The sequence below is a fragment of the Bradyrhizobium sp. A5 genome (genome assembly GCF_042076515.1).
Taxonomy (GTDB): domain Bacteria; phylum Pseudomonadota; class Alphaproteobacteria; order Rhizobiales; family Xanthobacteraceae; genus Bradyrhizobium; species Bradyrhizobium cosmicum.
The window spans coordinates 6,142,578-6,167,380 of the sequence record NZ_CP148990.1 but is presented as its reverse complement, the minus strand read 5'-3'; the positions used below and the strand labels follow the sequence as shown (position 1 = coordinate 6,167,380).

16 protein-coding genes are annotated in these 24,803 nt (G+C 64.9%); 6 read left to right on the top strand and 10 right to left on the bottom strand.

Going from position 1 to position 24,803, the window contains the following annotated elements; all coding sequences use genetic code 11:
* The first annotated feature begins 48 nt into the window (after positions 1-48).
* Positions 49-957, top strand: a complete 909-nt coding sequence (locus tag WHZ77_RS29320) for a LysR family transcriptional regulator (protein ID WP_375311136.1) — start codon at positions 49-51, stop codon at positions 955-957.
* Between the two features lie 115 nt (positions 958-1,072).
* On the opposite strand, the gene iaaH is transcribed toward WHZ77_RS29320, so the two are convergent.
* Positions 1,073-2,491 (bottom strand): indoleacetamide hydrolase, encoded by a 1,419-nt coding sequence (gene iaaH, locus WHZ77_RS29315; protein WP_375311135.1) that lies wholly within the window; start codon positions 2,489-2,491, stop codon positions 1,073-1,075.
* Between the two features lie 76 nt (positions 2,492-2,567).
* On the bottom strand, positions 2,568-6,017 hold the full coding sequence (locus WHZ77_RS29310; protein ID WP_375311134.1) for an indolepyruvate ferredoxin oxidoreductase family protein: 3,450 nt from the start codon (positions 6,015-6,017) through the stop codon (positions 2,568-2,570).
* A 154-nt stretch (positions 6,018-6,171) separates the two neighbouring features.
* On the opposite strand from WHZ77_RS29310, the gene WHZ77_RS29305 reads away from it, so the two are divergent.
* A complete protein-coding gene (locus WHZ77_RS29305; protein ID WP_375311133.1) occupies positions 6,172-6,627 on the top strand; it encodes an Lrp/AsnC family transcriptional regulator in 456 nt (151 codons plus the stop codon).
* Positions 6,628-6,744: 117 nt separating this feature from the next.
* On the opposite strand, the gene WHZ77_RS29300 is transcribed toward WHZ77_RS29305, so the two are convergent.
* From WHZ77_RS29300 to WHZ77_RS29290, 3 genes are read right to left on the bottom strand one after another with little or no spacing between them, the layout of a single operon-like run.
* Positions 6,745-7,530, bottom strand: a complete 786-nt coding sequence (locus tag WHZ77_RS29300; protein WP_375311132.1) for a fumarylacetoacetate hydrolase family protein — start codon at positions 7,528-7,530, stop codon at positions 6,745-6,747.
* Between the two features lie 15 nt (positions 7,531-7,545).
* Positions 7,546-8,913, bottom strand: a complete 1,368-nt coding sequence (locus WHZ77_RS29295; RefSeq protein WP_375311131.1) for an LLM class flavin-dependent oxidoreductase — start codon at positions 8,911-8,913, stop codon at positions 7,546-7,548.
* Between the two features lie 18 nt (positions 8,914-8,931).
* A complete protein-coding gene (locus WHZ77_RS29290) occupies positions 8,932-9,984 on the bottom strand; it encodes an Ldh family oxidoreductase (RefSeq protein WP_375311130.1) in 1,053 nt (350 codons plus the stop codon).
* A gap of 293 nt (positions 9,985-10,277) precedes the next feature.
* Between WHZ77_RS29290 and WHZ77_RS29285 the strand changes: the two genes are divergently transcribed.
* Positions 10,278-14,393, top strand: a complete 4,116-nt coding sequence (locus tag WHZ77_RS29285) for a GAF domain-containing protein (RefSeq protein WP_375311129.1) — start codon at positions 10,278-10,280, stop codon at positions 14,391-14,393.
* 6 nt (positions 14,394-14,399) lie between these two features.
* On the opposite strand, the gene galE is transcribed toward WHZ77_RS29285, so the two are convergent.
* The 4 genes from galE to WHZ77_RS29265 form a co-directional block, all read right to left on the bottom strand.
* Entirely contained in the window at positions 14,400-15,392 is a 993-nt protein-coding gene (galE, locus tag WHZ77_RS29280; RefSeq protein WP_375311128.1) for a UDP-glucose 4-epimerase GalE, read from the bottom strand.
* 19 nt (positions 15,393-15,411) lie between these two features.
* The gene (locus WHZ77_RS29275; RefSeq protein WP_375311127.1) at positions 15,412-16,218 is read right to left on the bottom strand and encodes a WecB/TagA/CpsF family glycosyltransferase; all 807 of its coding nucleotides are present in this window, start codon (positions 16,216-16,218) and stop codon (positions 15,412-15,414) included.
* Positions 16,211-18,571 carry an exopolysaccharide transport family protein gene (locus WHZ77_RS29270; RefSeq protein WP_375311126.1) on the bottom strand — a complete coding sequence of 787 codons (2,361 nt, stop codon included), beginning with the start codon at positions 18,569-18,571 and terminating at the stop codon, positions 16,211-16,213. Before WHZ77_RS29270 ends, WHZ77_RS29275 begins: the two co-directional genes overlap by 8 nt.
* A 566-nt stretch (positions 18,572-19,137) precedes the next feature.
* A complete protein-coding gene (locus WHZ77_RS29265; protein WP_375311125.1) occupies positions 19,138-19,701 on the bottom strand; it encodes an acyltransferase in 564 nt (187 codons plus the stop codon).
* Positions 19,702-20,068: 367 nt separating this feature from the next.
* On the opposite strand from WHZ77_RS29265, the gene WHZ77_RS29260 reads away from it, so the two are divergent.
* Entirely contained in the window at positions 20,069-21,097 is a 1,029-nt protein-coding gene (locus tag WHZ77_RS29260) for a glycosyltransferase family 2 protein (RefSeq protein ID WP_375311124.1), read from the top strand.
* An 11-nt stretch (positions 21,098-21,108) separates the two neighbouring features.
* Here the strand turns inward: WHZ77_RS29260 and WHZ77_RS29255 are convergent, their stop codons facing one another.
* Positions 21,109-22,095: a glycosyltransferase gene (locus tag WHZ77_RS29255; protein ID WP_375311123.1), complete on the bottom strand. Its 987-nt coding sequence runs from the start codon at positions 22,093-22,095 to the stop codon at positions 21,109-21,111.
* Positions 22,096-22,340: 245 nt separating this feature from the next.
* On the opposite strand from WHZ77_RS29255, the gene WHZ77_RS29250 reads away from it, so the two are divergent.
* Positions 22,341-23,408 carry a glycosyltransferase gene (locus WHZ77_RS29250; protein WP_375311122.1) on the top strand — a complete coding sequence of 356 codons (1,068 nt, stop codon included), beginning with the start codon at positions 22,341-22,343 and terminating at the stop codon, positions 23,406-23,408.
* 38 nt (positions 23,409-23,446) lie between these two features.
* A complete protein-coding gene (locus WHZ77_RS29245; protein ID WP_375311121.1) occupies positions 23,447-24,799 on the top strand; it encodes an O-antigen ligase family protein in 1,353 nt (450 codons plus the stop codon).
* Positions 24,800-24,803: the final 4 nt, after the last annotated feature.

Sequence of the window (24,803 nt, the reverse complement as noted above, 5' to 3'; positions counted from 1 at the left end):
TTGAATGGAAGCATTATCCAGCCCTGGCGGATAATCGGAGCTTGACCCATGGACCGCTTCACCAGCCTCACTGCCTTCGTCCGGGTGGTCGAAAACGGCGGCTTTTCCGCCGCCGCTCGCCGGCTGAACATGTCGACGACCATGGTGAGCAACCACGTCCAGGCGCTCGAAGACCGGCTCGGCGTGCGGCTGCTCAACCGCACCACGCGAAAGGTGAGCCTCACCGAGATCGGCAAAGCCTATTACGATCGCTCGACCCAGATCCTTGCCGATCTCGAACAGGCCGACGACATCGCCGGCGCACTGCAGTCGGCGCCGCGCGGCACGCTGCGTATCCACACCGCCACTCACATGGTGCCGTTCGTCGCGCCCGTGATGGCGGAATTCCTCGCGACCTATCCCGGGGTGAAGGTCGATCTGCGCATGGGCGAGGCTAATGTCGATTTGATCGAGGAAGGCTTCGATCTTGCGTTGCGCATGACCGCACCGCCGGATTCGAGCCTGATCGTGCGCAGCCTTGCGACCTGGCGGCACGTGTTGTGCTGCTCGCACGCCTATATCGAGGCGCATGGGCGCGTGCAGACGCTCGAAGAGCTCGCCGGGCACAATTGCGTGCGACATCTCAACTATCCTTTCGACGAGTGGCGCTTCTTCGACCGCAAGGGCGCGCCGGCCTCGGTGCGCGTCTCCGGCAATCTCATCACCAACAGCGGCGAGGCTCTGCGCGAGGCCGCGCTGCAGGGCGCAGGCGTCAGTCTCGCGGCCGGCTTCCTGGTCGGCGACGATCTCGACGCCGGTCGGCTGGTGCGTCTGTTGCCGGAATACCGGCCGGTCGAGATGTCGATGAACGCGGTCTACCCGCACAAGCATCATCTGTCGGCGAAGGTCAGGACCTTCATCGATATGCTCGTGGACCACAGCGCTGAGCAGCAGAAGCTGATCAATCCGTATGCGTGAGGCGCTGCGATGGCAGGACAGTAGGGTCGGCAAAGGCGCGAAGCGCCTTGCCCACCATCTTTTCTAAGCGATACCAATGGTGGGCACGCTTCGCTTTGCCCACCCTACGACAGCGTCAGCGTGGCCAGGGCAATCGTCCGAACACGGCGTCAAGCGCCATGCCGATCGCAAGCAGGCGGCGATCGCTGCCGGCGGGACCGTCGAGCTCGAGGCCGATTGGCAGTTTGCTCTTGGCTCCCAGCGCGATCGGAATTTGCACGCCGGGAATGCCGGCATTGCTGCCGGGATCGGTGTTCTGGATGAACAGGCCGAAATTCTCGGGCGTGCTGGACTCCGGGTTCGAGGGAATGGCAACGCGCGGCGTGGTCGGGAAGGCGATGGCGTCGAGCCGATGATCGGCAAAGGTCTTGCCGTAGAGCGCTTGAAGTGCGGGGCGCGCGATCGTGATCGCGGCGTCGTAGATCGGCTTGGCGTCAACCAGCGTGCCATCGGGGGCGGGGAGTTTGCGCGGAATCACCAGACCATCATAGGTGCCCTTGACGTCGGCGCTGGAGATCTCCAGTGCCAGCGCCTCGACGCTCAGCCCTGTGCCGGTATGCGCGAGATAAGTGACCAGATCGTCATAGGCCTCGTAGAGCGCGACCGGAAAGCTGACCTGGACGTTGAGCTCTGCCAGTTGCGGCATCTCGATCTCGACGACCGTGACGCCCTGCGCCTTCAGTTTCGCGACGGCCGCCTGGAACGCAGCGTCGGTGTCGGCGTCGAGATTGGTCAGCATCGCCTTCACGATGCCGATCCGCACCTGCTGCAGATCGGCCGGCGTAACCTCGTCCCCACCCGCGATGACGCGGTCGAGCAGCGCGACGTCCCTCACGGTCGCGGCCATGGGGCCCGCGGTATCGCGGGTGTGCGAGATCGGCGCGATCCCCTCTTGTGGATAGCGCCCGACCGTCGGGCGCAGCGAGGCACAACCATTCAGCGCAGCCGGCACCCGGACCGACCCGCCGGTATCCGTTCCGAGCCCGCCCGCGACGATCCGCGCGCCGAGCGCGGCGCCCGTGCCTGACGAGGAGCCGCCGGCGATCAGGGACCGGTCATAGGCGTTGCGGACGCCGAACTCCGCGCCGGTCTTGAACGCAGTGTTGTAGCCGGAGATGCCGAAGGCGAGCTCGTGCATGCTGGTCTTGCCGATGATGATCGCGCCCGCGGCCCGCAGTTTTGCGACCACGGGCGCGTCGGCCCTCGGAATGTAATTCTTTAGCGCGGGCGTGCCGGCGCTACAGGGCAGTCCCGCGACCTCGATGTTGTCCTTGATCACGATGGGTACGCCGCCGAGCGGCTTCATCTTGTCGCCCGTCGCGTCGTACGCGGCCGCGGCGTTCAAGGCGCCGGCTTCGTCCAGGGTGACGAAGGCGTTGAGGTCGGCATTGGCTTTGGCGCGGACAAGAGCTTCCGTCGTGTGCGCCGTGCTCGTGACCTTTCCTGCGCGGAGGTCGGCCGCGGCCTGGCTCAGGGTCAACTGGTCGAAATCCATGATGCGTCATCCGATGGCAGGGGCGCCAACAGGGCACTCCTCAATGCCGCGAGGCTGAGGCCTCACTGGCGCCTCGTCAACCGTGGGCGTGCATCTTTTGTGTTACCGACGTCGTCAAGTTCGCAAGTCGCCGTTCGACCTCGGGCCTCACCTTGGCGATCGCGGTGTCCTTCACGGGTCCATAGCCACGGATCTCCATTGGCGCTTTTGCGATGGCAATGAGGTCGGGCAGACGCGCCACGTCGAGCTGACAGAGCATCCGTTCGATCAGGCCTTCATACCAGCTGATCAGCTCCCGCTCCGCGCGCCGCTCATTCGTGTAGCCGAACGGATCGAACGGCGTCCCGCGCAATCCCTTCAAGCGCGCCAGCATCGCGAGCGGCATCTGGATCCACTGGCCGAGGGCGCGCTTGCGGGGGCGGCCGCGGGCGTCGCGTTTGGGCGGCAGGAAGGGCGGGGCGAGATGGTACTTCACGCTGAAGCCGTCCTCGAATTCGCGCTTCAACTCGTCGAGGAAGCCGCTCTGCATGTGCAGTCGCGCCACCTCGTATTCGTCCTTGTAGGCCATCAGCTTGAACAGAGCGCGTGCGACCGCCTCGGTCAGTGCCTCGCTGTTCAGCGGGGCTTCGGCGCTGCGAATCTTCTCGATCATAGCCCGATAGCGCGCCGCATAGGCCCCGTCCTGATAATCCCCGAGGAAATCGGCGCGGCGGGCGATGAGCTGGTCGAGCGCCTCGGCCGCGGGCGCATCATTCACCTTTGGCAGGACGTCCGGATCGGCGGCGGCGATCCGGCCCCAGGCAAAGGCCTGCTTGTTGCGCTCGACCGCGACGCCGTTCAGCTCGATCGCGCGCAGCAGCGCTTGCAGTGAGACCGGCACCAGTCCGCGCTGCCAGGCGAAGCCCAGCATGATGATGTTGGCATAGACGGCATCACCCAGCAGCCGCTCGGCCAGCGCGTTGGCGTTGATCGTATCGAGATTTTCGTTGCCGATGACCTGCCGGATCGCGCGCAGGCGGGCGGGCGAGGCGAGATCGGCGTCGCGGAAGCGGACGACGTCGCCGGTCGGCATCTCGGCGGTGTTCACAGCGCCGCGCGTGCCACGGCGATAGGTTCCGGACGCCTTGGTCGAGGAGCTGACGACGAGGTCGCACCCGATCAGCGCATCGGCCGCGCCCTGGTCGATGCGGACCTGGTGCAACGCCTCGGGGGAGGCCGCGAGGCGGATGTAGCTCAGCACCGGTCCGAATTTTTGCGCAAAGCCGGTGAAGTCCAGCACCGAGACGCCGCGTCGTTCGAGATGCGCGGCCATGCTGATCAGCGCGCCGACCGTGATCACGCCGGTGCCGCCGACGCCGGTCACGAGCAGGTCGTAGGGCCGGTCGAGCGATGCGGGGGGCGGCAGGGGAAGCGCGGCGGCGCGGCTGACCGCGTCGATCTGGCTCGCGCTCCTCTTCCGGCGTGTGGCGCCCTCGACGGTGACAAAACTCGGGCAGAAACCGTTGAGGCAGGAAAAGTCCTTGTTGCAGGTCGAAAGATTGATCTGCCGCTTGCGCCCGAACGGCGTCTCTTTCGGCTCTACGCTGAGGCAGTTGGACTCAATCGAGCAGTCGCCGCATCCTTCGCAGACGAGATCATTGATATAGGCAAAGCGCTTTGGATCGGCCATCAGGCCGCGCTTGCGTCGCCGCCGCTTCTCCGTGGCGCAGGTCTGTTGATAGATCAGCACCGAGACGCCGGAGGCGTCACGCAGCTCACGCTGCACGGCATCCATCTCCTCGCGCGGATGGATGCTGACGCCATCGGGCAGGTCCGCCGGCGAAAATTGCGCGGGATCGTCCGACACGAGTGCGATGCGCGCCACGCCTTCGGCACGGACGCTGTGCGCGATCGCTTGCACGCTGACGGGGCCGTCGACCGGCTGGCCGCCGGTCATGGCGACGGCGTCGTTGAACAGGATCTTGTAGGTGATGTTGGCCTTGGCTGCGATGGCCTGGCGGATCGCCATCGAGCCCGAATGATAATAGGTGCCTTCGCCGAGATTCTGGAAGATGTGCTTGTGGCCGGTGAATCTCGACGAAGCGGCCCAGTTCACGCCTTCGCCGCCCATCTGGATCAGCGAGGATGTCTCGCGGTCCATCCAGCTCGCCATGAAGTGGCAGCCGATGCCGGCGAGCGCCTTCGATCCCTCCGGCACCTTCGTCGAAGTATTGTGCGGACATCCCGAGCAGAAATAGGGCGTGCGCGTTGCGCCCGGGACGTTGATCGTGCGTTCTGCCTCCGGCAGCAGCGCGGCGGCCTGTGCGGCGAGATTGAGCCCTGGAAACATCGGATCGAGCCGGCGCGCGAGCACGCCAGCCAACGCACGCGGTGACAACTCGCCGATCCAGGAGATCAGCCGGGCGCCGCTTTCGTCGTGCTTGCCGACCATGCGCTCGGGCTTGCTGCCGGGATAGTCGTAGAAATATTCCTTGAACTGGCTCTCGATGATACCGCGCTTTTCCTCGACGACGAGAATCTCGCGCTTGCCCTTCACGAAGTCCATGGCGTCGTGCAGCGCCAGTGGCCAGACCATGCCGACCTTGTAGACGTCGATGCCGATGCGGCGGCAGGCGGCCTCGTCGAGGCCCATCAGCCGCAACGCTTCCATCAAATCGAGATGTGCCTTGCCGGTGGTAACGATGCCGTAGCTGGCGTTGGAAATGTCGTAGATGCGGCGATCGATCGGATTGGCCTTGGCGAAAGCGTAGACCGCGTGCTTCTTCGCTTCCAGCCGTTCCTCGATCTGCGGACCCGGCAGGTCGGGCCAGCGATAGTGCAGCCCACCCGGCGGTGGTGTGAAGTCGGGCGTGCGGAAGATTCGCGGCGGGCGCAGTTCGACGGAAGCGCCTGATTCCACGATCTCCGAGATCGCCTTGAAGCCGACCCACATGCCGGAGAAGCGGCTCAGCGCGTAGCCATATTCGCCGAATGCGAGATATTCGCCAACATCGGCCGGATGCAGCGTCGGCATGAACCAGCTCATGAAGGCGACGTCCGACTGGTGCGGCATCGAGGAGGACACGCAGCCATGGTCGTCGCCGGCGACCACCAGCACGCCGCCATGCGGAGAGGAGCCGTAGGCATTGCCGTGCTTGAGCGCATCGCCGGAGCGATCGACGCCGGGGCCCTTGCCGTACCAGAGGCCGAACACGCCATCGACCTCGCGGTCGCCTTGCGTCTCCACCTGCTGCGAGCCGAGCACGGCGGTTGCGGCGAGGTCCTCGTTCACAGCCGGCAGGAACTCGATGCGGTCTTGCTTGAGCCGCTCCTGGATGCGCCAAAGTTCGAGATCGACGCCGCCGAGCGGTGAGCCGCGATAGCCGGAGATGAAGCCCGCGGTATTCAGCCCCGCGGCACGGTCGCGGCGCATTTGGTCGAGAACGATGCGGACGATCGCCTGCGTGCCCGTGAGGAAGACGCGGCCCTCCTCGCGATCGTAGCGGTCGGAGAGCTCGTAGGCATCGAGTGACGGAATGGCGTCCATGGCGGACCTCGCGCGGCATCCTGACCGATGGTGGAAGGGTATGCCGGGGAGGCTGGTAGGTCTTACCCATCTATCCCTAATAGGCCGGTGCTTTCGGTAGCATTTTGCAACTCGAGCTAAAATTCGGTAGATTTAGTCGAATTGAGGAGCCTTCATGATCGAAGAGCAGGACACGCGAATTCTCGCCCATCTCCAGAAGGATGGCCGCGCCACCAACCAGCAGCTGGCCGACGAGGTCGGCATGTCCACCTCGGCCTGCTGGCGCCGGGTGCGCGCGCTGGAGGAGAGCGGCGTGATCAAGGGCTATGCGGTGCTGATTGCGCGCGAGCAGGCGGGCTTTGCCATGTCCGCGATTCTCCATGTCTCGCTGGAGCGGCACGACACCAAATTCGTCGACGAATTTGTTTCGCGGGTTACGAAACGTCGCGAGGTGCTGGAGTGCTTCGCGACCACGGGTGACGCCGATTACCATTTGCGCGTCGTCGTGCAGGACATGGCGGCCTACAACAGGTTCCTCGACGAATTCATGTTCCGCATTCCCGGCATCCGTTATGTTCGCAGCAATGTGGTGTTGAAGGAGATCAAGACCAGCGTGGCGCTGCCGTTTTGAGCGGCTTGCGCAACTGCCGTAGGGTGGGGAAAGCGAAGCGTGCCCACAATGTTGGCGAAATCGCGGAGAGATGGTGGGCACGGCGCAAGAGCACCTTTGCCCACCCTACGAATCGCACTACCGCTCCTCCCGCACAAACCTGTTCCGCAGCGTCCCCACACCAGTGATGTCGATCTCCACGACGTCGCCGTGCTTGATGTCCGGCGAGGCGCCATCGGTGCCCATCCAGATCACGTCGCCGGGCCATAGCGTGAAATATTTGGTCAATTCGATCAGAAACGGGACCACGCCAAAGATCATGTCGTTGGTGTGGAAACGGTTGGTCTCCTTGCCGTTGACCCGGACGACGGTCTCCATTTTTGCAAGGTCGGCCTCGGTCTCGATCCACGGGCCCATCGGCTTGAAGGTGTCGGCGTTCTTCGAGCGCCACAGGCTGCGGTCGGCCTTCTGCCAGCTGCGTTCGCTGACGTCGTTGCCGATGGTATAGCCGAACACGCAGTCCATCGCGTTCTGCTTGGTGAGATGCTTCACCTTCTTGCCGATGACGACGACGAGTTCGCCTTCGTAGTGGATCTTGTCGGTGGCAAAGGACGGGATCACGACATCCTCGTCATGCGCAATCAGCGCGTTCTGTGCGCGGTAGCCGATCTCGGGCCGATCAGGCACGGCCGGCACCTCGCCGCGCTTGTCGGCGGCCTCCTTCAGATGCTTGAGGTAGTTCAGGCCGACGCAATAAAAGGTGCGGGGGATCATCGGCAGTTCGATCTTGACGTCGCCAAGAGCATGCGTGCGCGAGGTCCTTTGCCATTCGCCAAATGGATCGCCGTCGACCGCGGTCACCTGGTCGCCCTCGACGATCCCCCAGGACGTCCTGTCCGACGCGGTGAATTTCAACCAGCGCATGTCCTGTCCTCGTTGTTATTCCGCGGCATCGCGCGGCTGCACTTTCCAGGCGCCGGCCGCCGGCCGCTTCAGCCCGAGATTTTCCCGCAGCGTCTTGCCGCGGTAGTCCTTCTGGAACAGGCCGCGGCGCTGCAATTCAGGCACGACGTGCTGCACAAAATCCGCATAGGAGCCAGGAACGTAGGTCGCGGCGATGACGAAACCGTCGCAGCCGCGCTCGACGAACATCTCCTCCAGCTTGTCCGCGATCTCCCTGGGGCCGCCGACCATCGCGTCGTGGACCTGGCCGCGGCCGGAGAAGGTGACGAAGTCGCGTGCGCTCGGATTGCTCTTGCCCGAATTCTTCAGCACGCCGTCGCGGATGCCCAGGATGCCCTGCATGCTTTTGAGATCATCCGTCGTCAGCGGTTCGTCGAGACCCTTGCTGGCAAAGTCGTAATTGAGCGCTTCGGCGAGCAGCGACAACGCGTCGATCTCGAGCGGCAGCTTGTTGATCAGCGCCATCTTGTCCTCCGCTTCTGCCTTGGTGGCGGCGCAGACCGGTGTCGTCAGATTGCAAAGGAACATCTGGTCGGGATCGCGGCCGGCCTTCGCGGCCTCGTTGCGCACGGCCGCGTAGCCTTCCTTGGCGCCCGCAAGATTTCTCGCGGCGGTAAAGATCACCTCGCCCCATCGTCCGGCAAAGCGCTGGCCGCGACCGGAGGCGCCGGCCTGGATGATGACGGGGTGACCCTGGTCCGAGCGTGGCACGGTGAAAGGTCCGCGGGACTTGAAGGCCGCTCCCTTGTGATCGAGCCGCTTCACCTTGGCCGGGTCGGCAAAGCGGCCGCTCTTCTTGTCCATGATGAGCGCGCCGTCTTCCCAGGTGTCCCAATGGCCGAGCACGACCTCCATGAACTCGTCGGCCTTGTCGTAGCGGGAATCATGTTCGGGATGGGAATCGCGCCCCATGTTGAGCGCCTCGCCGTCGTTGAGCGAGGTAACGACGTTCCAGCCGGCGCGGCCGCCGGACATCAGGTCGAGCGTTGCGAAACGGCGGGCGACGTCGAAGGGTTCGTAGTAAGTGGTCGAGCAGGTCGCCCCCAGCCCGAGCTTCTCGGTGACCAGCCCCATCGTAGTCAGCACGATCAGCGGGTCCATCTTCACGCAGCGGATGCCGTATTCGACGGTGTGGGCGTGGTCGTTGCCGTAGCGGTCAGGCATCGCAAGGCGGTCGTCGAAGAACGCCATGTGGAATTTGCCGGCCTCGAGGATCCTTGCGATCTCCTGGTAATAATCCGCCGACATCGAATCGGCGCGCGAGTCCGGATGCCGCCAGGAGCTTGGCAGGTTGGTGCAGTTCTGCGCCTGGAGGAAGCCGACAAGTACCATCTGTCGCGTCATGCTTATCTCCGAATTTCGTCAGGCCAGATCGAGCACTGCGTCGAGCCGGTATTCGCGCGCCAGCGCGCGTAGTTTTTCCCAGGTCGTATCCTCGACCTCGATGCCGTCGCGCAAGCGCTGCTGCTCGCGCAGCCCCTCGATCTCGCCGGGATAGTAGACACCCTTGCTGCCTTCGGACGGCGGCGTCGTTTTCAGGTAATGCGCGAACTCCGCGACCTCGCGCTTAAATTCCTTCAGCGGGCGGAACGCGGCGACGTTGAACACTGCCATGAAGCAGCCGTCATTGTGCCGCCCGGTGGGCTCGACGCCGAAACCGAGACCGGTGAGGAGGCCGCAGAGTACCTCGACCATCGCGGCGAGACCGCTGCCTTTGTAACCTTCAGTGCCTCCGAGCGGCAGCAGCGCACCGCCCTTGCGATATTGGGTCGGGTCGGTGGTGTGCCGTCCCTCGGCGTCGATGATCCACCCGGTAGGTATGTCCTCGCCGCGCGCGACTGCGAGCTGGATCTTGCCGGCCGCCACCGCCGAGGTCGCCATGTCCAGATAGAACGGCGCGTCGAGATCGGACGGCACCGCGATCGAGATCGGGTTGGTGCCGAGCCGTGCTTCCTTGCCGCCGAACGGAGCCACGTGTTTCGGCGAGCGGCCGGAATCCGCGGTTGCAATCCCGATCATGCCCTCGCGCATCGCCATCAGCGGATAGGCGGCGAGGCGGCCGACATGGCTCTGCCGGAACACGGTGCAGGCGGCGACATTCGCCGTCCTGGCCTTCTCGATCGTCAGCGCCATCGCCTTGGCGTTGACGTGGAAGCCGAAGCCCCAATGGCCGTCGATCACGGTCGTGGTCGGCGATTCCTGGACGATGGACCATTTTGCGCCGGGAACGATGTGTCCGGCCTTGATACGGTCGATATAGGTGGGAACCGCAATCACGCCGTGGGAGTCGTGTCCCGCGAGATTGGCTTTGACGCAGCCGACGGCGACCGCGTCGGCTTCTTCTTCGGACGCTCCGGCGGCATGGAGCAGTGCCGCGCCGATGCGTGTGAGGCGGTCGGCCGTAACGATCGGCATGGCGTTCCCTCTGTCGTCGCCCTTGGTCGGCGGTTGTTGGAAGCCATCGTCTCAAAGCGGCGCTGCGATATCAATCTCTCGTAAACCAATACAGGGCTGCAAATTCGTAAAGAGAGCGCGCCTTTGGTCGATGATTCCTCCCGTATGGCGGCATTCCAGACAGCTTGACGCCAGTCGTTCGCAGCTCGTTCACTTTGATCGATGGTTTGCGGCGCGCAATAACGACCACTTAGGCGATCGCCGTTCATAAGGGTAGCCGGGATAAAGAGGCAGAAATGCCCGGGAGTTAGATCGTGCAGACGACCCTCGCGCGCACCTTTGCAGCGTTGAGCGCCATCAACGAAGCGATCCTCTACGCGAAATCGCCGGACGAGCTGTACCAGAAGGTCTGCGACGCCGGGTTTTCGAGCGGGGACTTCATGGCTGTCGCCGTGTTCCTGGTGGAGCCGGACAGCCGCCGGCTGCGCTTTGCCGCCGGTTGCGGCGACGACGTGGCGCGGCTCAGCACGATCGAAATCACCACGGAAGCCGGCACGCCGCAGGGCTCAGGCGTCGGCGGCGAGGCGTTTCGCAGCCAGAAGCTGTGCATCAGCAACGATTTCCTGAACGACCCGCGGTCGCTGGCTTGGCGCGAGGGCGTGGTCAAGGCGCGTGTGGGTGCTGCAGCGGCGCTGCCGTTGCTGTGCAACGGCAAGAGCGTCGGCGTGCTGTTCGTGATCCGCAGCGAGGCCGAATCGCTCGACGCGCAGATGGTGTCTCTGTTCGAGCGTATGTCGGCCAACATTTCGTATGCGCTGGACAATTTCGCACGCGAGGCCGCGCGGCAGGCCAGTGAGCGGGCGACGCGGCGGCTCAATCGCATGTTTGGCGCGCTCAGCGCGACAAACGAGGCCATTCTGCGCGCCAAGACCGAACAGGAACTCTACCAGCTCGTGTGCGATGCCTCCGTGCACGGCGGCAAGTCACTGGCGACATTCGTCCTGCTGAAGCAGCCGGATTCCCATTGGTTAAAGCCCGTCGCCGGCACCGGCGAGAACCTGGAGCTTGTGGCGCGGACCCACTACTCCGTCGATCCCGAGAATCCCTATGGCAGCGGCATCTCCGGCGAGGTGTTCCGCACCCAGAAGCCGTTCGTCGAACGCGATCTGGTGCGTCGCACTAAGGGAACGCCGTGGGAGCAGGCCAACGTCAACACCGGCGTTGCCGCCTGCATCGCAGCTCCGCTTATCAGGCATAGCCAGAGCATCGGCGTCATCCTGTCCTTCCTCAGCCCGTCCTGGGCCAAGGACGAAGAGATTGTCGCGCTGATGTTGCGCATCGCGGAGAACCTCTGTTTCGCCATAGACAATTTCGACCGCGAGGCAGAAAGGGCCCGGATCTCCGCGGAGGAGGATCGCCTCGCGCGCATGTACGCGGCACTGAGCGCCACCAATGAAGCGATTCTGCGAGCGCGCTCCCGCTCCGAGCTGTTCGATCTCGTCTGCGAAGCAACGGCGAAGGGGGCCAAGTTCACCTCGGCCAACATCGCGCTCGTCGATCACGATGCCGAGCTGCTCCGCGTCGTTGCCTGCTACGGGCCGAATGCGGATACGGTCCGCACCTTCAAGTTCTCCACGTCCGATCAGGTGCCTGAAGGCCGGGGGCTGACGGGAACCGCCTTCCGGACGCGCCAACCCTGCATCAGCAACGATGTGCTGGCCGACGACCGCATCAGGCCCTGGCACGCCAGCGCCCGCCGTAACGGCATCGCATCCTCCGCGGCGCTGCCGTTGTTCAACGGTGACCGTGTCGAAGGGGTGTTCCTGTTCAATTCCCCGGAGCGAGATACGTTCACGCGGGAATTCGTCGAACTGTTGCAGCGGCTCCAGGCCAATGTCGCCTTCGCGCTCGAGAATTTCGATCGCGCCGACGAGAAGGCGAAGGCAGAGATGCAGCGCAATCGCCTTCGGGGCATGTTGGAGGCGCTGAGCGCGACCAACGAAGCGATCATGCGCGTGAAGGACCGCGCCGAATTGTTCGAAGCGGTCTGCGAAGCCGCCGTGCTCGGCGGCACGTTCACATCCGCCACTATCGCCATGGTCGATCCCACGGGTCGGCATCTCGACGTCGCCGTCACCAAGGGCGAATGCCGCAGTCACGTCGAGAAATGGCGTTTCGCGACGTCCGCTGACGCACCTGAAGGGCGAGGGCTGGCCGGGACCGCATTCCGCACCAGGGCGCCTTGCGTCTCGAACGAGCTCCTCACCGACGTTCGTGCGACGCATTGGCGCCACATCGCGCGGAATCAGGGGACGAAGTCCGGCGGCTGCTTCCCCTTGATGAGGAACGGTACCGACGCTGTCGGCATTCTCCTGTTTCTGTCGCCGGACGAGGGCACATTCACGCCCGATCTCATCCAGCTGCTGGGGCGGCTGGCCGAGAACGTGTCCTTTGCGCTCGACAATTTCGACCGGGCCGAGGAGCGGTCGCGGACCGAGGCGCAGAAGGAGCGCCTGACGCGCATGTTCGCGGCGCTGAGCGATACCAATGAGGCGATCGTTCGGGCCAAATCGCGCACCGAGCTGTTCGATCTGGTGTGTCAGGCCGCGTCGACCGGCGGCAAGTTCACCTCGACGACGATTGCCCTGGCCAGGGCCGACAGCGATCAGCTCGCAATTGTCGCGACCGCGGGGCCGTCCGCCCAGACAACCCGCAACGTCCGCCTCTCCATCGATGCCGATCGGCCTGAGGGACGCGGCATGAGTGGCACGGCGTTCCGCACCCGGCAGCCCTGTGTCAGCAACGACTATGTCAATGACAGCCGTGTGAGCGCTTTCCATGCTGTTCTGCAAGGCGACTGCGCGCGCTCCGGCGCGGCGTTCCCGCTGATCACGCACGATCAGGCCGTCGGCGTCATGATCTACATGTCGACCGAGCAGGAGACCTTCACGGCCGAGTTCGTCGAGCTGCTGCAGCGTCTCGCCGACAACGTCTCCTTTGCGATCGAGAATTTCGATCGCGCCGACGCAAAGAACGAGGCGGACGAGAGGATCGAGTACCTCGCCTCCCACGACAGCCTGACCGACTTGCCGAACCGCGAGACTTTCAACGGGCTGCTCCGCAAGGCGATCGACGAAGCCGAGCGCCACGACCACCGCTTCGCGGTGCTGTTCATAGATCTCGACCGCTTCAAGGTCATCAATGATTCGCTGGGCCACGAGGCCGGTGACCTGCTCCTGCTCGAAGTGGCGAACCGGCTGCGCAGCGCGCTGCGGGCCAGCGACGTGGTGGCGCGCCTCGGCGGCGACGAGTTCGTGGTGATCCTCGACCAGTGCGGCGAGATCGACGCCGTCCAGCGGATCGCGGCCGGGCTGTTGACCGCGCTCAGCGAGCCCATGGAGCTTGCCGGCTACGAGTGCCACACCACCGCCTCCATCGGCATCGCGATGTATCCGGCCAATGGCTCCGACGCGCAGACGCTGACCAAGAACGCCGACATGGCGATGTACCTTGCCAAGGAAGACGGCAAGAACGGCTATCGCTTCTTCTCCAAGGAAGTGAAGACGCAGTCGATCGAACGCCTGTCGCTGGAAAGCGCACTGCGCCGGGCGCTGGAGCGCGAGCAGTTCTCGCTGAACTACCAGCCCAAGGTCGACATGCAGACTGGTCAGATCACCGGCGTCGAAGCACTGTTGCGCTGGGCCCATCCGGAGCTCGGCAACGTCCCCCCGGCTCAGTTCATTCCGCTCGCCGAGGAAACCGGCCTGATCGTGCCGATCGGCCGCTGGGTCGTGAAGGAGGCCTGCGCGCAGGCGATGGCCTGGCAGCGTCGCGGCCTGTTGCCGGTATCGATGGCGGTCAACCTCTCGCCGCGGCAGTTTGTCGACGAACATCTGTTGCAGGACGTCGACGAGGCGCTGGCGGCCTCCGGCATGTCGCCGGTGCTGCTCCAGCTGGAGGTCACCGAGAGCATGATGATGCGCAATGTCGGGCGCGCGCTCAAGGTGCTCGACGCCATCCAGAGCCGCGGCATCCGCCTCGCCATCGACGATTTCGGCACCGGCTATTCGTCGATGTCGCTGATGAAGCACTTCCCGATCGACACGATCAAGATCGACCGCTCCTTCGTGCGCGACCTGCCGCAGGATTCGGAGGATCAGGCGATCGCGCAGGCGATCATCAGCATGGGCAAGGCGCTCGGCATGACCGTCGTCGCCGAGGGTGTCGAGAATGCCGAGCAGGAGGCGTTCCTGCGCAGCCATGGCTGCGACGAGATGCAGGGCTTCCTGATCTCGAAGCCGGTCCCGGCCAGGCAGATGGCCGAGCTACTGCGGCCGATGGTGCTGCCGGTCGCGCCACCGCTCCAGCCGGAGCCGGACCTGGTGGCGCAGGAAGCCGCGGCGTCGCGGCTGAAACGCGCCTTCAGCTAGCGCGCTCTAGCGTGACTTGAGCGGATGCGCCTTCTGGTGCCACGCCCAAGCGGTCCGGATCACCGTGGCGAGGTCGGAATGGCGCGGCACGAAATTCAGCACCTTGCGCGCGGCGGAGGCATCGGCGACCAGATAGGTAGGATCGCCGGCGCGGCGCGGCTTCATGGTGTGCGGTACCTCGCGCCCGGTTTCCTGCCTGATGGCGTTCAGGATCTCGCGCACCGAAAAGCCGGAGCCAGTGCCGAGATTGAAGCTGCCGCCGGCATGCCCCGTCTCCAGCAGCTTCAGCGCGGCGACATGTGCCGCGGCGAGGTCCGTGACATGGATGTAGTCGCGGATCGCAGTGCCGTCGGGCGTGTCGTAGTCGTCGCCGAACACGGCGAAATCGACATGGCCTTGCAGCGCCATCATGGCGCGCGGAATGAGATGAGTCTCGTTGTCACGCAGCTCGCCGATGCCGCCGGCCGGATCGGCGCCGCTGGCGTTGAAATAGCGCAGGCAGAACGCGCCGAAGCCGTAAGCCGCGCGATAATCGGCCAGCATGCGCTCGATCATCCATTTCGACGCGCCGTAAGGGTTGATCGGCGCACAGGGGAAGTCTTCCGGCAGCTCCTTGGAATCGGCGTTGCCGTAGACGGCGCCGGTCGAGGAGAACACGATGCGATGGCAGCCCGCGTTGCGCATCGCCTGCAACAGGGACAGCGTGCCCTGCACATTGTTGATGTAGTATTTCTGCGGGTCGATCATGGACTCGCCGACGAGGCTGGCGGCCGCGAAATGCATCACCGCCGTGACCTTGTGGTCGGCGAAGGCGCGCGCCAGCGCCGCGCCGTCGAGCAGATCGCCCGTCACGAGCGGGCCAGCGACGAAGCTGCGATGACCCGTCGAGAGATTGTCGTAGACGACGGGTTGATAGCCGGCGGCGGCCAATGCGCGGCAGGCGTGCGAGCCAATATAGCCCGCGCCACCTGTGACGAGGACAGTCGGTCGGTCGGTCATGTCGTCTTGTACTCTTCTCTCAGCGATTGAAAGGCCGGTTGCGGCTGAAGAGAAGATAGAGCGCGCGAGGGTTGGTGGTCAAATAGCGCCAGAGCAGGCGGCGCGGCTCGAGCCATGTGCGCCAGGCCCATTCAAGCCCGACCTTCTGCATCCATTGCGGCGCGCGGGACCGGCTGCCCGACAAAAAGTTGAACAACCCGCCGGATGTCTTGATAACGCCAACATTGGTCATCAGCGGGGTATATTCTTCAACGAATGCCTGCTCGTTGGGCACCCCGAGCGCGACCCAGAGGTAATCCGGCGCGAGCGCGTTGATCTCCTCGACCTTCGCGCGGAGGGCTTCGCCGCGCAGATAGCCGTGGCTGTATCCGACGATCTTGAGGTTCGGATACAATCGCTGCACATTCTCGACCGCGGCGGCGTTCTCGTCTTCGCTGGCGCCGAACATGTAGAAGGTGCGGCCGACCGCTTCGGCCTTGCGCGCGACGACGTGGAACAGGTCCGTCGTGGCGACGCGCTCCGGCAGCGGAAACCAGGATTGCAGCTTCGAGGCCGCGACCAGCGGCTGGCCGTCGGCGTTGATCAGGTCGGCGCCGCGAAACAGGCGTTCGGTCTCCGGCTCGGTCGAGCAGCGCGCCAGCACCTCGCCATTGGCCGAGGTCAGATGCAGCGGACGGCCGATGCGATTGTCAGGATCAGTGGCCTCGATCATGAAATCGGCGGTGGCCTCCAGGTCGAGCGCGGCCATGCGAAGGCCGCCGACGGTGATCCGCGGCACATCGGCGGTTGCGGCCCGCCCGTCAATATTGACGCGACGCTCAAGCATATTGTCTGCCTCGCTGGCGCGCTTGGGTTGCGGGGGTGAGTTCGTCGAGCACGACGCCGACGAGCTTGCGCTCGGCGCGGCCGAGCATGCTCAAGATCTCTTCCAGGCTGTCGTTGATGTCGAGGCTGGTCGGCAGCACCGCCACCAGCGCGTCGGCGTCATCGAGCAGCTTGCGGCTGCCGGCCGAGAGCGGCATCGCGGGGCCGTCGAGGACCACGAGATCATAGCCGCCGGCGGCGCGCGCCTGCTCGATTGCCTTGCGGATGGCATCGGTCGCCTTGCTGGCATCACCTTCGGCGACCGGCAGCACCGAAATGTCGTTGACCGTCTTGATCTCGCGCGCGGCCTTGCTGCCGATCGAGAGCCAGCCGAGCCTGCTCGGCTCGCTCTTGCCGGGACGGCTGATCTTGTTCGAGAGCGGGTGCGCCTGATGGTCGGCGTCGATCATCAGCACGCGGGCGCCGTCACGCGCGGCCGCGAGCGCGAAATTCAGCGCGGTCACGCTGCGTCCGGTCGTGTCTCCGGCACCGACGAGCGCGATGACCGGCATCGCCTTGCCGTCGGCACGCCGTGCCAATGCGGCGCGCATGTCGCGCCAGGAATTGAGCAGCGTCGTGAGCGGAAAGCCGGGTCGCAGCGTCGGCCAGCCGAGCCGGGTCAGGTCGACACCGCCGCCGGTCGCGAGTATGGCGCCCAGCGTGTGGATGACGTCGGCCTCCTGGAAGCGCGCGATCAGCGGCTTCTCCATCAGGGAGTTCTCGATCATCGAAGGTTGCAGCGGTGGTGCGGCAAGCTCCGGTGGAGCCTGTGCCACTTCCGAAGCTCGCGCAGCCTGCTGGGGTCGAGCAGCCTCCGCAGCACGCGTCGCCTCTGGAGCTATGGGAGCCTCCGGCGCCGGCGTGCGCGCGCGACGGGTCGGCGCGGGCGCGCCGGCGAGCAGCAGCTCTGCTGCGACGAACCAGCCTGACGCCGCGATCGCGCCGAAGATGAAGCCGATCATGGCGAACAGGCTCATTGCCGGCGGGAACGACCGCCGCTGCGGCACTGTCGCTTCGCCGATGACGCGGGCGGCCGAGGTATTGAGCGTCTCCTGCTCCTCGGTCTCGCGCGAGCGCTTGAGGAAGGATTGATAGACGTCGCGGCTGGCATCGGCCTCGCGCTCGAGTTCGCGCAGGCGCACGGAGGCCTGGCTGAGCTGCACGCTCTGCCGCTTCTGCGCCTCCAGTGCGCGGTTGAGCGAGGCTTCGAAGTCGCGGGCTCGCGTCAAATCGTTCTTGGCGGACTGCGCAAAGCGATCGATCTCCTCGTTGATGGTGCGCTTGAGATCCTCGACCTGCTTCTCGGTCTGGCGCAGCGCGGGATGACGCGGGCCGAGCTCGCTGGTCTGTTCCGCATATTTCTTGCGCGCGTCGGCATATTGCGCGCGCAGATTCGCGATGGTCGGCGATTGCAACGCTTCCGAATTCGCGCCGGCATCGGCAGCCGTGCGGCGGCTGGCCTCGATCTGGTCGAGCCGCGCCTGCGCGTCCATTGCCGCGGCGCGGGCAGCGGAGAGCCGCTGGTTGCTGGCGGAGAGCTGCTGGTCGCTGATCAGCGCGTCCTGGGTGCCGACGAAGTTGTTCTGGGCCTTGTAGGTGGCGAGTGTCGTCTCGGCGTTGCGCAGCCGCTCGCGCAGCTCCTTGAGCCTTCCGGACAAGTCGCTGGTCGCACGCCGTGCGGCCGAAGCCTGCGAGTTGCGGGATTCGGCGAGGTAGGCGCTGGTCAGCGTGTTGGCGAGCATCGCCGCCTTGGCCGGATCGGTCGACCAGACCTCGATGTCGACGATGAAGCTTTTCTCGGTCTTGCGGATGGTGATGTGCCTGTTCAGCGCCTCAAGCGCCGCAAGCTGCACTTCCTTCGTTTCCGCGGCGGAGGGCGCGCGCGGCTGCAGGCCAATCAGGCCGAGCAGCGACGATATCAGGCTCTTGCTGTCGCCGCCGCCGAATTCCGGATCCTTGTCGAGACCGGCCTGCTGGATCACCTGGAGCAGCACGCTGTTCGACGTGATCAGGCGCGCCTGGCTCTCCACCACCATGGACATGCCGGAGACGTCCTGCGCGCGCGGCGTGAGCTCGCGATCGACGAGCTGAAGCTCGCGCGGGTCGACATAGAGCTGGGCGGTCGCGGTGTAGCGGGGCGTCACGCTCTTGCCGACGGTGACGGCAAGCGTCGCGCCGAGGAGCGCGGCAGCCGCAATCGCGATCTTTCGCCGCCAGAGCAGATCGACGAGCTCCAGCACGTTGAAGCCGGCCTGAGACCTCTGTTGCGGGGCCTCTGGTGGGGTCCGATCTATCGGCTGGTTGTAGTCAAGCATGATCCCCAGCTTTCATTCCAATTGCGGCGGGCTGAGGGGTTACTCTTCGCTCTACGCCACGCACCCCGGATATAGGTGCCCTATCAACGCAACAGGGAAAATTAACCATACCCGTTCGGGGACTATTCACTGAAATGGCAAACAAAGCGTTTAAGCCCAGGCCGCCATTTGCCGCGTCGTTGTACCGCTTTGGTGTCACCACGGCCCCCAGTGCTTAACGGTTCGTTACCCATGCATGTCAAGCGGTGCCTGCTCGGACATCGTCGCCTGATCGCCCGCCTGCGCGCATGATCGTCAGCCTTCTCGGCAGGGCCTTCCGGCCGCCAGGGTTCTGCCTCGTGTGCTTCTGCGATGAAAGTTCGCTTCTTCGCGAAGATACCATGGTTGTTGCCGGTCTCGCCGTTCCACGCAGCACATCAAGGGGATTTTGAAGCGCATCGCGGCGATCCCGGATGGAGGATTCCGCGACGAAGTAAAATGGGCCTTAACGCGCGATTGGAATCTGGGTCCATCCGGCCGCCCCTCGTGCGCAGAGCCCGCGTTCGTGCCTGCCCATTCGTGCCGGCCTATTCGTCGTCGTGGAATTGCTTGACGACAGCCGCCGGATTCCCGGCGACGACCACGCGCGGGGCGACGTTCTCACGCACAACTGTGCCGGCACCCACGACGGAATGGTCGCCGATCGTCACGCCCTTGAGCACGATCGAGCGCGCGCCGACCCACACGTTGTCCCCGATGTGCACCGGTGCGATGGCCCGGGCAACCGCAGGCTCGTGCCGAAGTCGCGGGGGAAGGTTGTGAAAGTCCGTGTCGACGACGTCGCAGTCGCTGATCAGGCAGAACGATCCGATGTCGACCTTCTGGTCGCAGCCGATCCAGCAGCCGTTGAGAAAAGTGTCGTGACCGATCGTGACCTGGCCACGCCCGGTGATGAGCACGCGCTTGCCGATCCGGCAATTCGCTCCGATCGACACGCGGACCCCGCGACCGAGCACCAGCCGACCCTTGAATATGATCCCGGGCCCGAGCTGGAGTCGGCGCCCGTACCGCACCGTCAGCCAGGCGCGCCGGCAGGCGAACAACAGGAGCGCACCGGCCCGCAGCACCGGGTTCTCGATCACGCGCACCACGTTCGTTCCTGATCCTTGCGGCGCCCCGCGCCCCTCATGTCGTGCCGAGCCTCGCATCCGCGCGTAAATACGCGGTGAAGACTGGGTTCATTCGAACATGCGTTAACCAAGGCATTGCCCATGTTGCGTCGTCGGTGGGTGATGGACTGCAAATTGCAGGACCACGCGCGCTGGAACTCGCAGCGAAAACGCGCGAAAGGGTTAAGCGCATGAGCGGATGCGTCCTAACGAGGGCATTAGCGTCACGGTGCAGTGTTGAGCGCCGAGTCAGGTCGTTCATTTTGCGACGGATCTGTCCCGCGCGGATGTGTCGCTCTGGGACAATGGCGCAAGGCTTTTTCAATATGTCTCAGCCATCTAGAAGGCCATGACGCTGATCCCGACAGATTTGTCCGCCAGCCGGATCTCGGATGCCGTGCGCGACTCGAACCGGGAGATCGCGGCGAGTTCGCGCGTCATTGATCTCTCGGTCGGCATCGTCGTCTGCATTCCCTGCTTTCGCCGCCCCGACCATCTGCGGCTGACACTGGATTCGCTGGTCGGTCAGCGCACCTCGCGCTCCTTTGCGGTGGTCATGGTCGAGAACGATGCGGCAAGGCGCGCGAGTGCGCCGGTCGCTGCGGAATATCTCGCCGCGGGCAAGCTGCAGGGCCTCTGCCTGGTCGAGAAGCGGCAGGGCAATTGCCAGGCGATCAACGCCGCGTTCGAGACGGCGCAGGTGGTGTTTCCCGCTGCGACCCGCTTCCTGATGATCGACGACGACGAGATCGCTTCGCCCGATTGGCTCGAACTGATGATCCGTACTGCGGAGGCGACCGGTGCCGACGTGGTCGGCGGACCGGTGCTGCCGGTGTTCGACGACGACAGCCAACCCTGGCTCGCGCGTCATCCGGCCTTCTGCCCCACTTACGATTACACCGGCGCGGTGCCGCTGATCTATGGCTGCGGCAATTGCCTGATCACGCGCGCGGCGTTCGAGAGGCTCGGCAGCCCGGCTTTCGATCTGCGCTTCAATTTCCTTGGCGGCGGAGATTGCGATTTCTTTTATCGCGGCCGCAATGCCGGCATGACCTTCCACTGGACCGCGGAAGCCGTCATCACCGAGACCGTGCCGCAGAACCGCACCAGCCTCGGCTGGATCGCCAAACGGAGCCTCCGCATCGGGGTGATCAACTATCGTGTGCGGTCCAAGGCCGCGCAGAGCGCGGGCGCGCGGGCGCGCTTGTTTGCGCTGACCCTGGGACGGCTGCCGCTTTCGTTGATGCGCTCGGCTCGCCTGATGACGTCATCGAAAGGGGTCGTTGCGATGCACCCGATACTGGTGGCCGTCGGTTCTGCTCTCGCGGCATTCGGTTACGATCCGACGCCCTATGAGGCCTCGAAGATCGTTTCCTGACGCGTCAGCCTCTAGATTCCAAAATAGGAAAGAGCGACCTTGACCGCCGATCGCGGGATCGCCTTGAGCGAGCGACGCCCGACCATGCCGAGATAGCCAAGCGCCTCGCGATATCGCCCGAAGCGGACCGCCTGTGTTGCCGCGTAGGTCACGAGGTGGATTTCGGCTGCTCGCCGCAGTCCGGCTGCCGTGCCCTCGGGAAGTCGCGAGAGGATCAGCCCGTCGTCGAAGATCCGCGCAATCGCCGGGAAGAAATCCTGCGGCTTCCGCACGGCCGCGTTCATGGTGTTGGCCGCGTGCAGGCGATAGTCGAGCAGAAGCTTCGGTGCGAACGCGAACTCGCCGATCGCGGCAAGGCGGCACCAGCAATGCCAGTCCTCGCAATATCTGAGGGACGTGTCGAAGCCGCCGATGGCGCGAAAAGCGTGCGCACGGGCGAGCGCGATGCCGCCGTTGACGATGAAATTGCCGGCCGCGAGTCGCGTCAGCACGTCGCCGGACGGCTTGCGGCGACCTTTCAGCAGGTCGCGTCGGCCGATCTGCCGTCCCTCGCTGTCGATCGTGTTGTAGTCGCCGTAGACGAGAATCGCGAGCGGAGCACGGCGCGCCGCCGCCAGCAGGGCCGCCACGGCGCCGGGACGCAGGCGGTCGTCGGCGTCGAGGAAGAGCAGCCATTCGCCCCTTGCATGTCGCGCACCGAGATTGCGCGCGGCCGATACGCCGGCGGAGTCGTTGGTCAGCAGCCGTAGCCGACGGTCAGCAATGGCGCGAACGATCGCAACGGTGTCGTCGGTCGATCCGTCGTCCACGACGATCACCTCGGTCACCTCGACCTGCGCCAGTGCGCTGGCGAGGGTCTCGGCGACATAGGCCGCGGCGTTCTTGGCGGGAATGACGATCGACACCGGCGCGACCGGGTTCGCCGGCAGCGGGAGGCGCGCAGCCGTCGCGGCGCGCGAGGCGGTCGGCAGATCGAGGACGTCGTTCGCGGTGGTCAAGTTACGGCTCGCCTTTAAGGGTCTGTTAACCAGGGCGCATCTGTCGACGGCGATGCAATCGATCGCAACCTCGGCCGCTGCGAATGATACTCGCATTACGGCCAAATCGTTGCCGCGAAGACCCGCGCGACTGCGGTTTCGCGCAATAGCGTTAAGCTGCTGGCATTAAGCGTGTCGTAAATTTGGAGCAGTGCGGCAGCCGGTCCCATGCGAGAATGCAGGCCTGATTGCCGCGGATGGATCCTGTGCCCGCAAAGACATTCGACTACGATCCCGATGCCATGGTCCTCAACCTGTTCTACGAGGACAAGGACGATCGCTGGTTTCCCGGCGACCGGCATCTGCGGCGCATGGCGCGCCGCATGCTGCTGGGCGAGCCGCGCATGAGCGGGCAGCTTCGCGTGTTCCTCAATCTCTGTGCGGGGCTCGACCGGCTCGGTATCCGCTACCGCGTCAACGACTACGGCTATATCGCGCAGCATCCCGAAGAGCTCGCCTGCATCGTCGGCCGCACCTTTCTGCTCGACAAGTTCGCGTGGAAGAACCCGATCCTGCTCGGGGTTGCCGCCCACAACCATCCGCTCGACGATCCCGACCTGTTCAAGCGCCTGCCGGTGAAGATGGTCGTTGTGCCCGGCCCATGGTACGCCGACATGTACCGGCCGTACTGGCCCGACACGGAGGCCTGGCCGGTCGGTATCGACACGGATCTCTGGGCGCCGCCGCGCACATCGCACAAGACTGTCGACGTGCTGATCTATGACAAGGTCCATTGGGACCGCGAGCGCTATGCGCCGGAGCTGATCGAGCCCGTCCGCGCGCGGCTCATCGCGGAGGGGCGCTCGTTCACGGAACTGCGTTACGGCAACTACAAGGAGGAAGACTATCAGGCCGCGCTGGCGGGCGCGCGTGCGATGATCTTCTTGTGCCAGAACGAGAGCCAGGGCATCGCCTATCAGCAGGCGTTATCCTGCGGCGTACCGGTGTTCGCCTGGGATCCGGGTGGACCGTGGCGGGACCCCGACTATTTCCCGCACCGCGTCCAGTTCGAGCCGGTGTCGTCGGTGCCGTATTGGGACGAGCGTTGCGGCGCCAGGTTCCCCGACATTGCGGGATTCGAGGCCGGTTGGAAGGATTTTTGGGCCGGTTGCGCTGCCGGTACGTTCGATCCGCGCGGCTTCGTTCTCGACAATCTCACGCTGGAGCAACGAGCGCTGCAATATTACCAGATCGCGCAGAGCATCGTGCGGCAGCAGGCGGTGTCGCAGAGCTCCGGCATGCTGGTTGACGGATGCTTAACGGGGATGAGCTAGCAGTTGAAGCTTCCCCGGCTTCATCACTGCCTTGAACCATGGATCACAGCGCTGCTGACATGACCGACGTCGAGCCCCGATCGTTCGGCCACGTTCTGCACGTCGGGCTTGCGGGGCTGAACGCCGTGCAGGCGGCGCGGTGCCTCATCGCGATTGCCGCGCTGCTCCTCGTGCTGGTGACGCTCGATCCGTTTCCCGACCTGCGCAGTGAGGATGTTGCCACCGTCGTCAGCGGGCGAATGGCGACGGCCTATATCTCGTGGGGCCTGCTGGCTGCGGTCGCGATGCTGCTCGTCGCGGCCACGGATGCGCCCTCCCTGAAGACCCTGGTGACGCCGCTGCACGTCTGCCTCGTCGGCTGGCTGTTGATCAACATCGCTTTCTCGGAGAGTCGCGGCGTTTCGATGCAGCGCTTCGTGCTCGCGGTCAGTGTGACGTCGCTCGCCGTCTTGTTGCCATTGCTGCCGCCGACGCAGCGCGCCTTCAACCTGTGCCTGGGCGCGGCCGCGCTCGTGCTGCTCGCGCTTTGCTATCTCGGCGTCCTCCTCGCTCCGCAATATTCGATCCACACCGCACTCGACGTCACCGAGCCGCAGCTCGCCGGCGACTGGCGCGGCAGTTTTGGCCACAAGAACATCGCCTCGCCGGTGATGACCGTCCTGGTCTATGTCGGCATCTATCTCTGTAGTGCCGGCTCGTTCGTGATGGGCCCGGCGATCGCCGCGCTGGCCGGCATCTTCCTGATCTTCACCGGCGGCAAGACCTCGTCGGTGCTTTGCCTTGCGATCTATGCGCTCGCCTCGCTGGTCTATGTGACGCGGAGCCTGTGGCTGAAGCGGATCATGTGCTTCGTGCCGCTGATCGTGATGAACCTGCTCACGGTCGGCAGTGTCCTGAGCCCGGCGCTCGGAGCCATGACGCGGCTGCTTCCTCTCGATCCCACCTTCACCGGCCGTTCCGACGTCTGGCAGTTCGCGCTGGCGGCCGTCGCCGAAAAGCCGATCATCGGCCACGGCTATGCGGCCTTCTGGGACGACGTCACCGCGCGGCAGACCGCCCAGGGCGCCGAATGGGCGACGAGCGCAGCGCACAGCCATAACAGCTATCTTGAGCTGGCGGTCACCATCGGCCTGCCGGGGCTGCTGCTGGTGGTTCTCGTCTTCGTTCTCGCGCCGCTCCGCAATTTTCAGTCGGCCCAGGCTCGCAGCCGCAGTGGCGCGCTGGCGAAGTTGTTCCTGACCATATGGCTGTTCGGCCTGTACTACGGGACCACCGAGACATTCCTGCTCGAACGCCAGAATCCGATCTGGTTCATGTTCGCGCTGGCCGTGGCCGGCCTGCATTTCCTGGCCAGGTTCCAATGCGTCGACCAGATCGCACCGGAGCGCTGACAAC

Coding starts and splice junctions, on each gene's coding strand:
- WHZ77_RS29310 (WP_375311134.1), bottom strand. CDS start 6,017: ATGGACGCCATTCCGTCACTCGATGCCTACGAGCTCTCCGACCGCTAC.
- galE (WP_375311128.1), bottom strand. CDS start 15,392: ATGACCGACCGACCGACTGTCCTCGTCACAGGTGGCGCGGGCTATATT.
- WHZ77_RS29305 (WP_375311133.1), top strand. CDS start 6,172: ATGATCGAAGAGCAGGACACGCGAATTCTCGCCCATCTCCAGAAGGAT.
- WHZ77_RS29300 (WP_375311132.1), bottom strand. CDS start 7,530: ATGCGCTGGTTGAAATTCACCGCGTCGGACAGGACGTCCTGGGGGATC.
- iaaH (WP_375311135.1), bottom strand. CDS start 2,491: ATGGATTTCGACCAGTTGACCCTGAGCCAGGCCGCGGCCGACCTCCGC.
- WHZ77_RS29295 (WP_375311131.1), bottom strand. CDS start 8,913: ATGACGCGACAGATGGTACTTGTCGGCTTCCTCCAGGCGCAGAACTGC.
- WHZ77_RS29260 (WP_375311124.1), top strand. CDS start 20,069: ATGACGCTGATCCCGACAGATTTGTCCGCCAGCCGGATCTCGGATGCC.
- WHZ77_RS29320 (WP_375311136.1), top strand. CDS start 49: ATGGACCGCTTCACCAGCCTCACTGCCTTCGTCCGGGTGGTCGAAAAC.
- WHZ77_RS29275 (WP_375311127.1), bottom strand. CDS start 16,218: ATGCTTGAGCGTCGCGTCAATATTGACGGGCGGGCCGCAACCGCCGAT.
- WHZ77_RS29290 (WP_375311130.1), bottom strand. CDS start 9,984: ATGCCGATCGTTACGGCCGACCGCCTCACACGCATCGGCGCGGCACTG.
- WHZ77_RS29245 (WP_375311121.1), top strand. CDS start 23,447: ATGGATCACAGCGCTGCTGACATGACCGACGTCGAGCCCCGATCGTTC.
- WHZ77_RS29270 (WP_375311126.1), bottom strand. CDS start 18,571: ATGCTTGACTACAACCAGCCGATAGATCGGACCCCACCAGAGGCCCCG.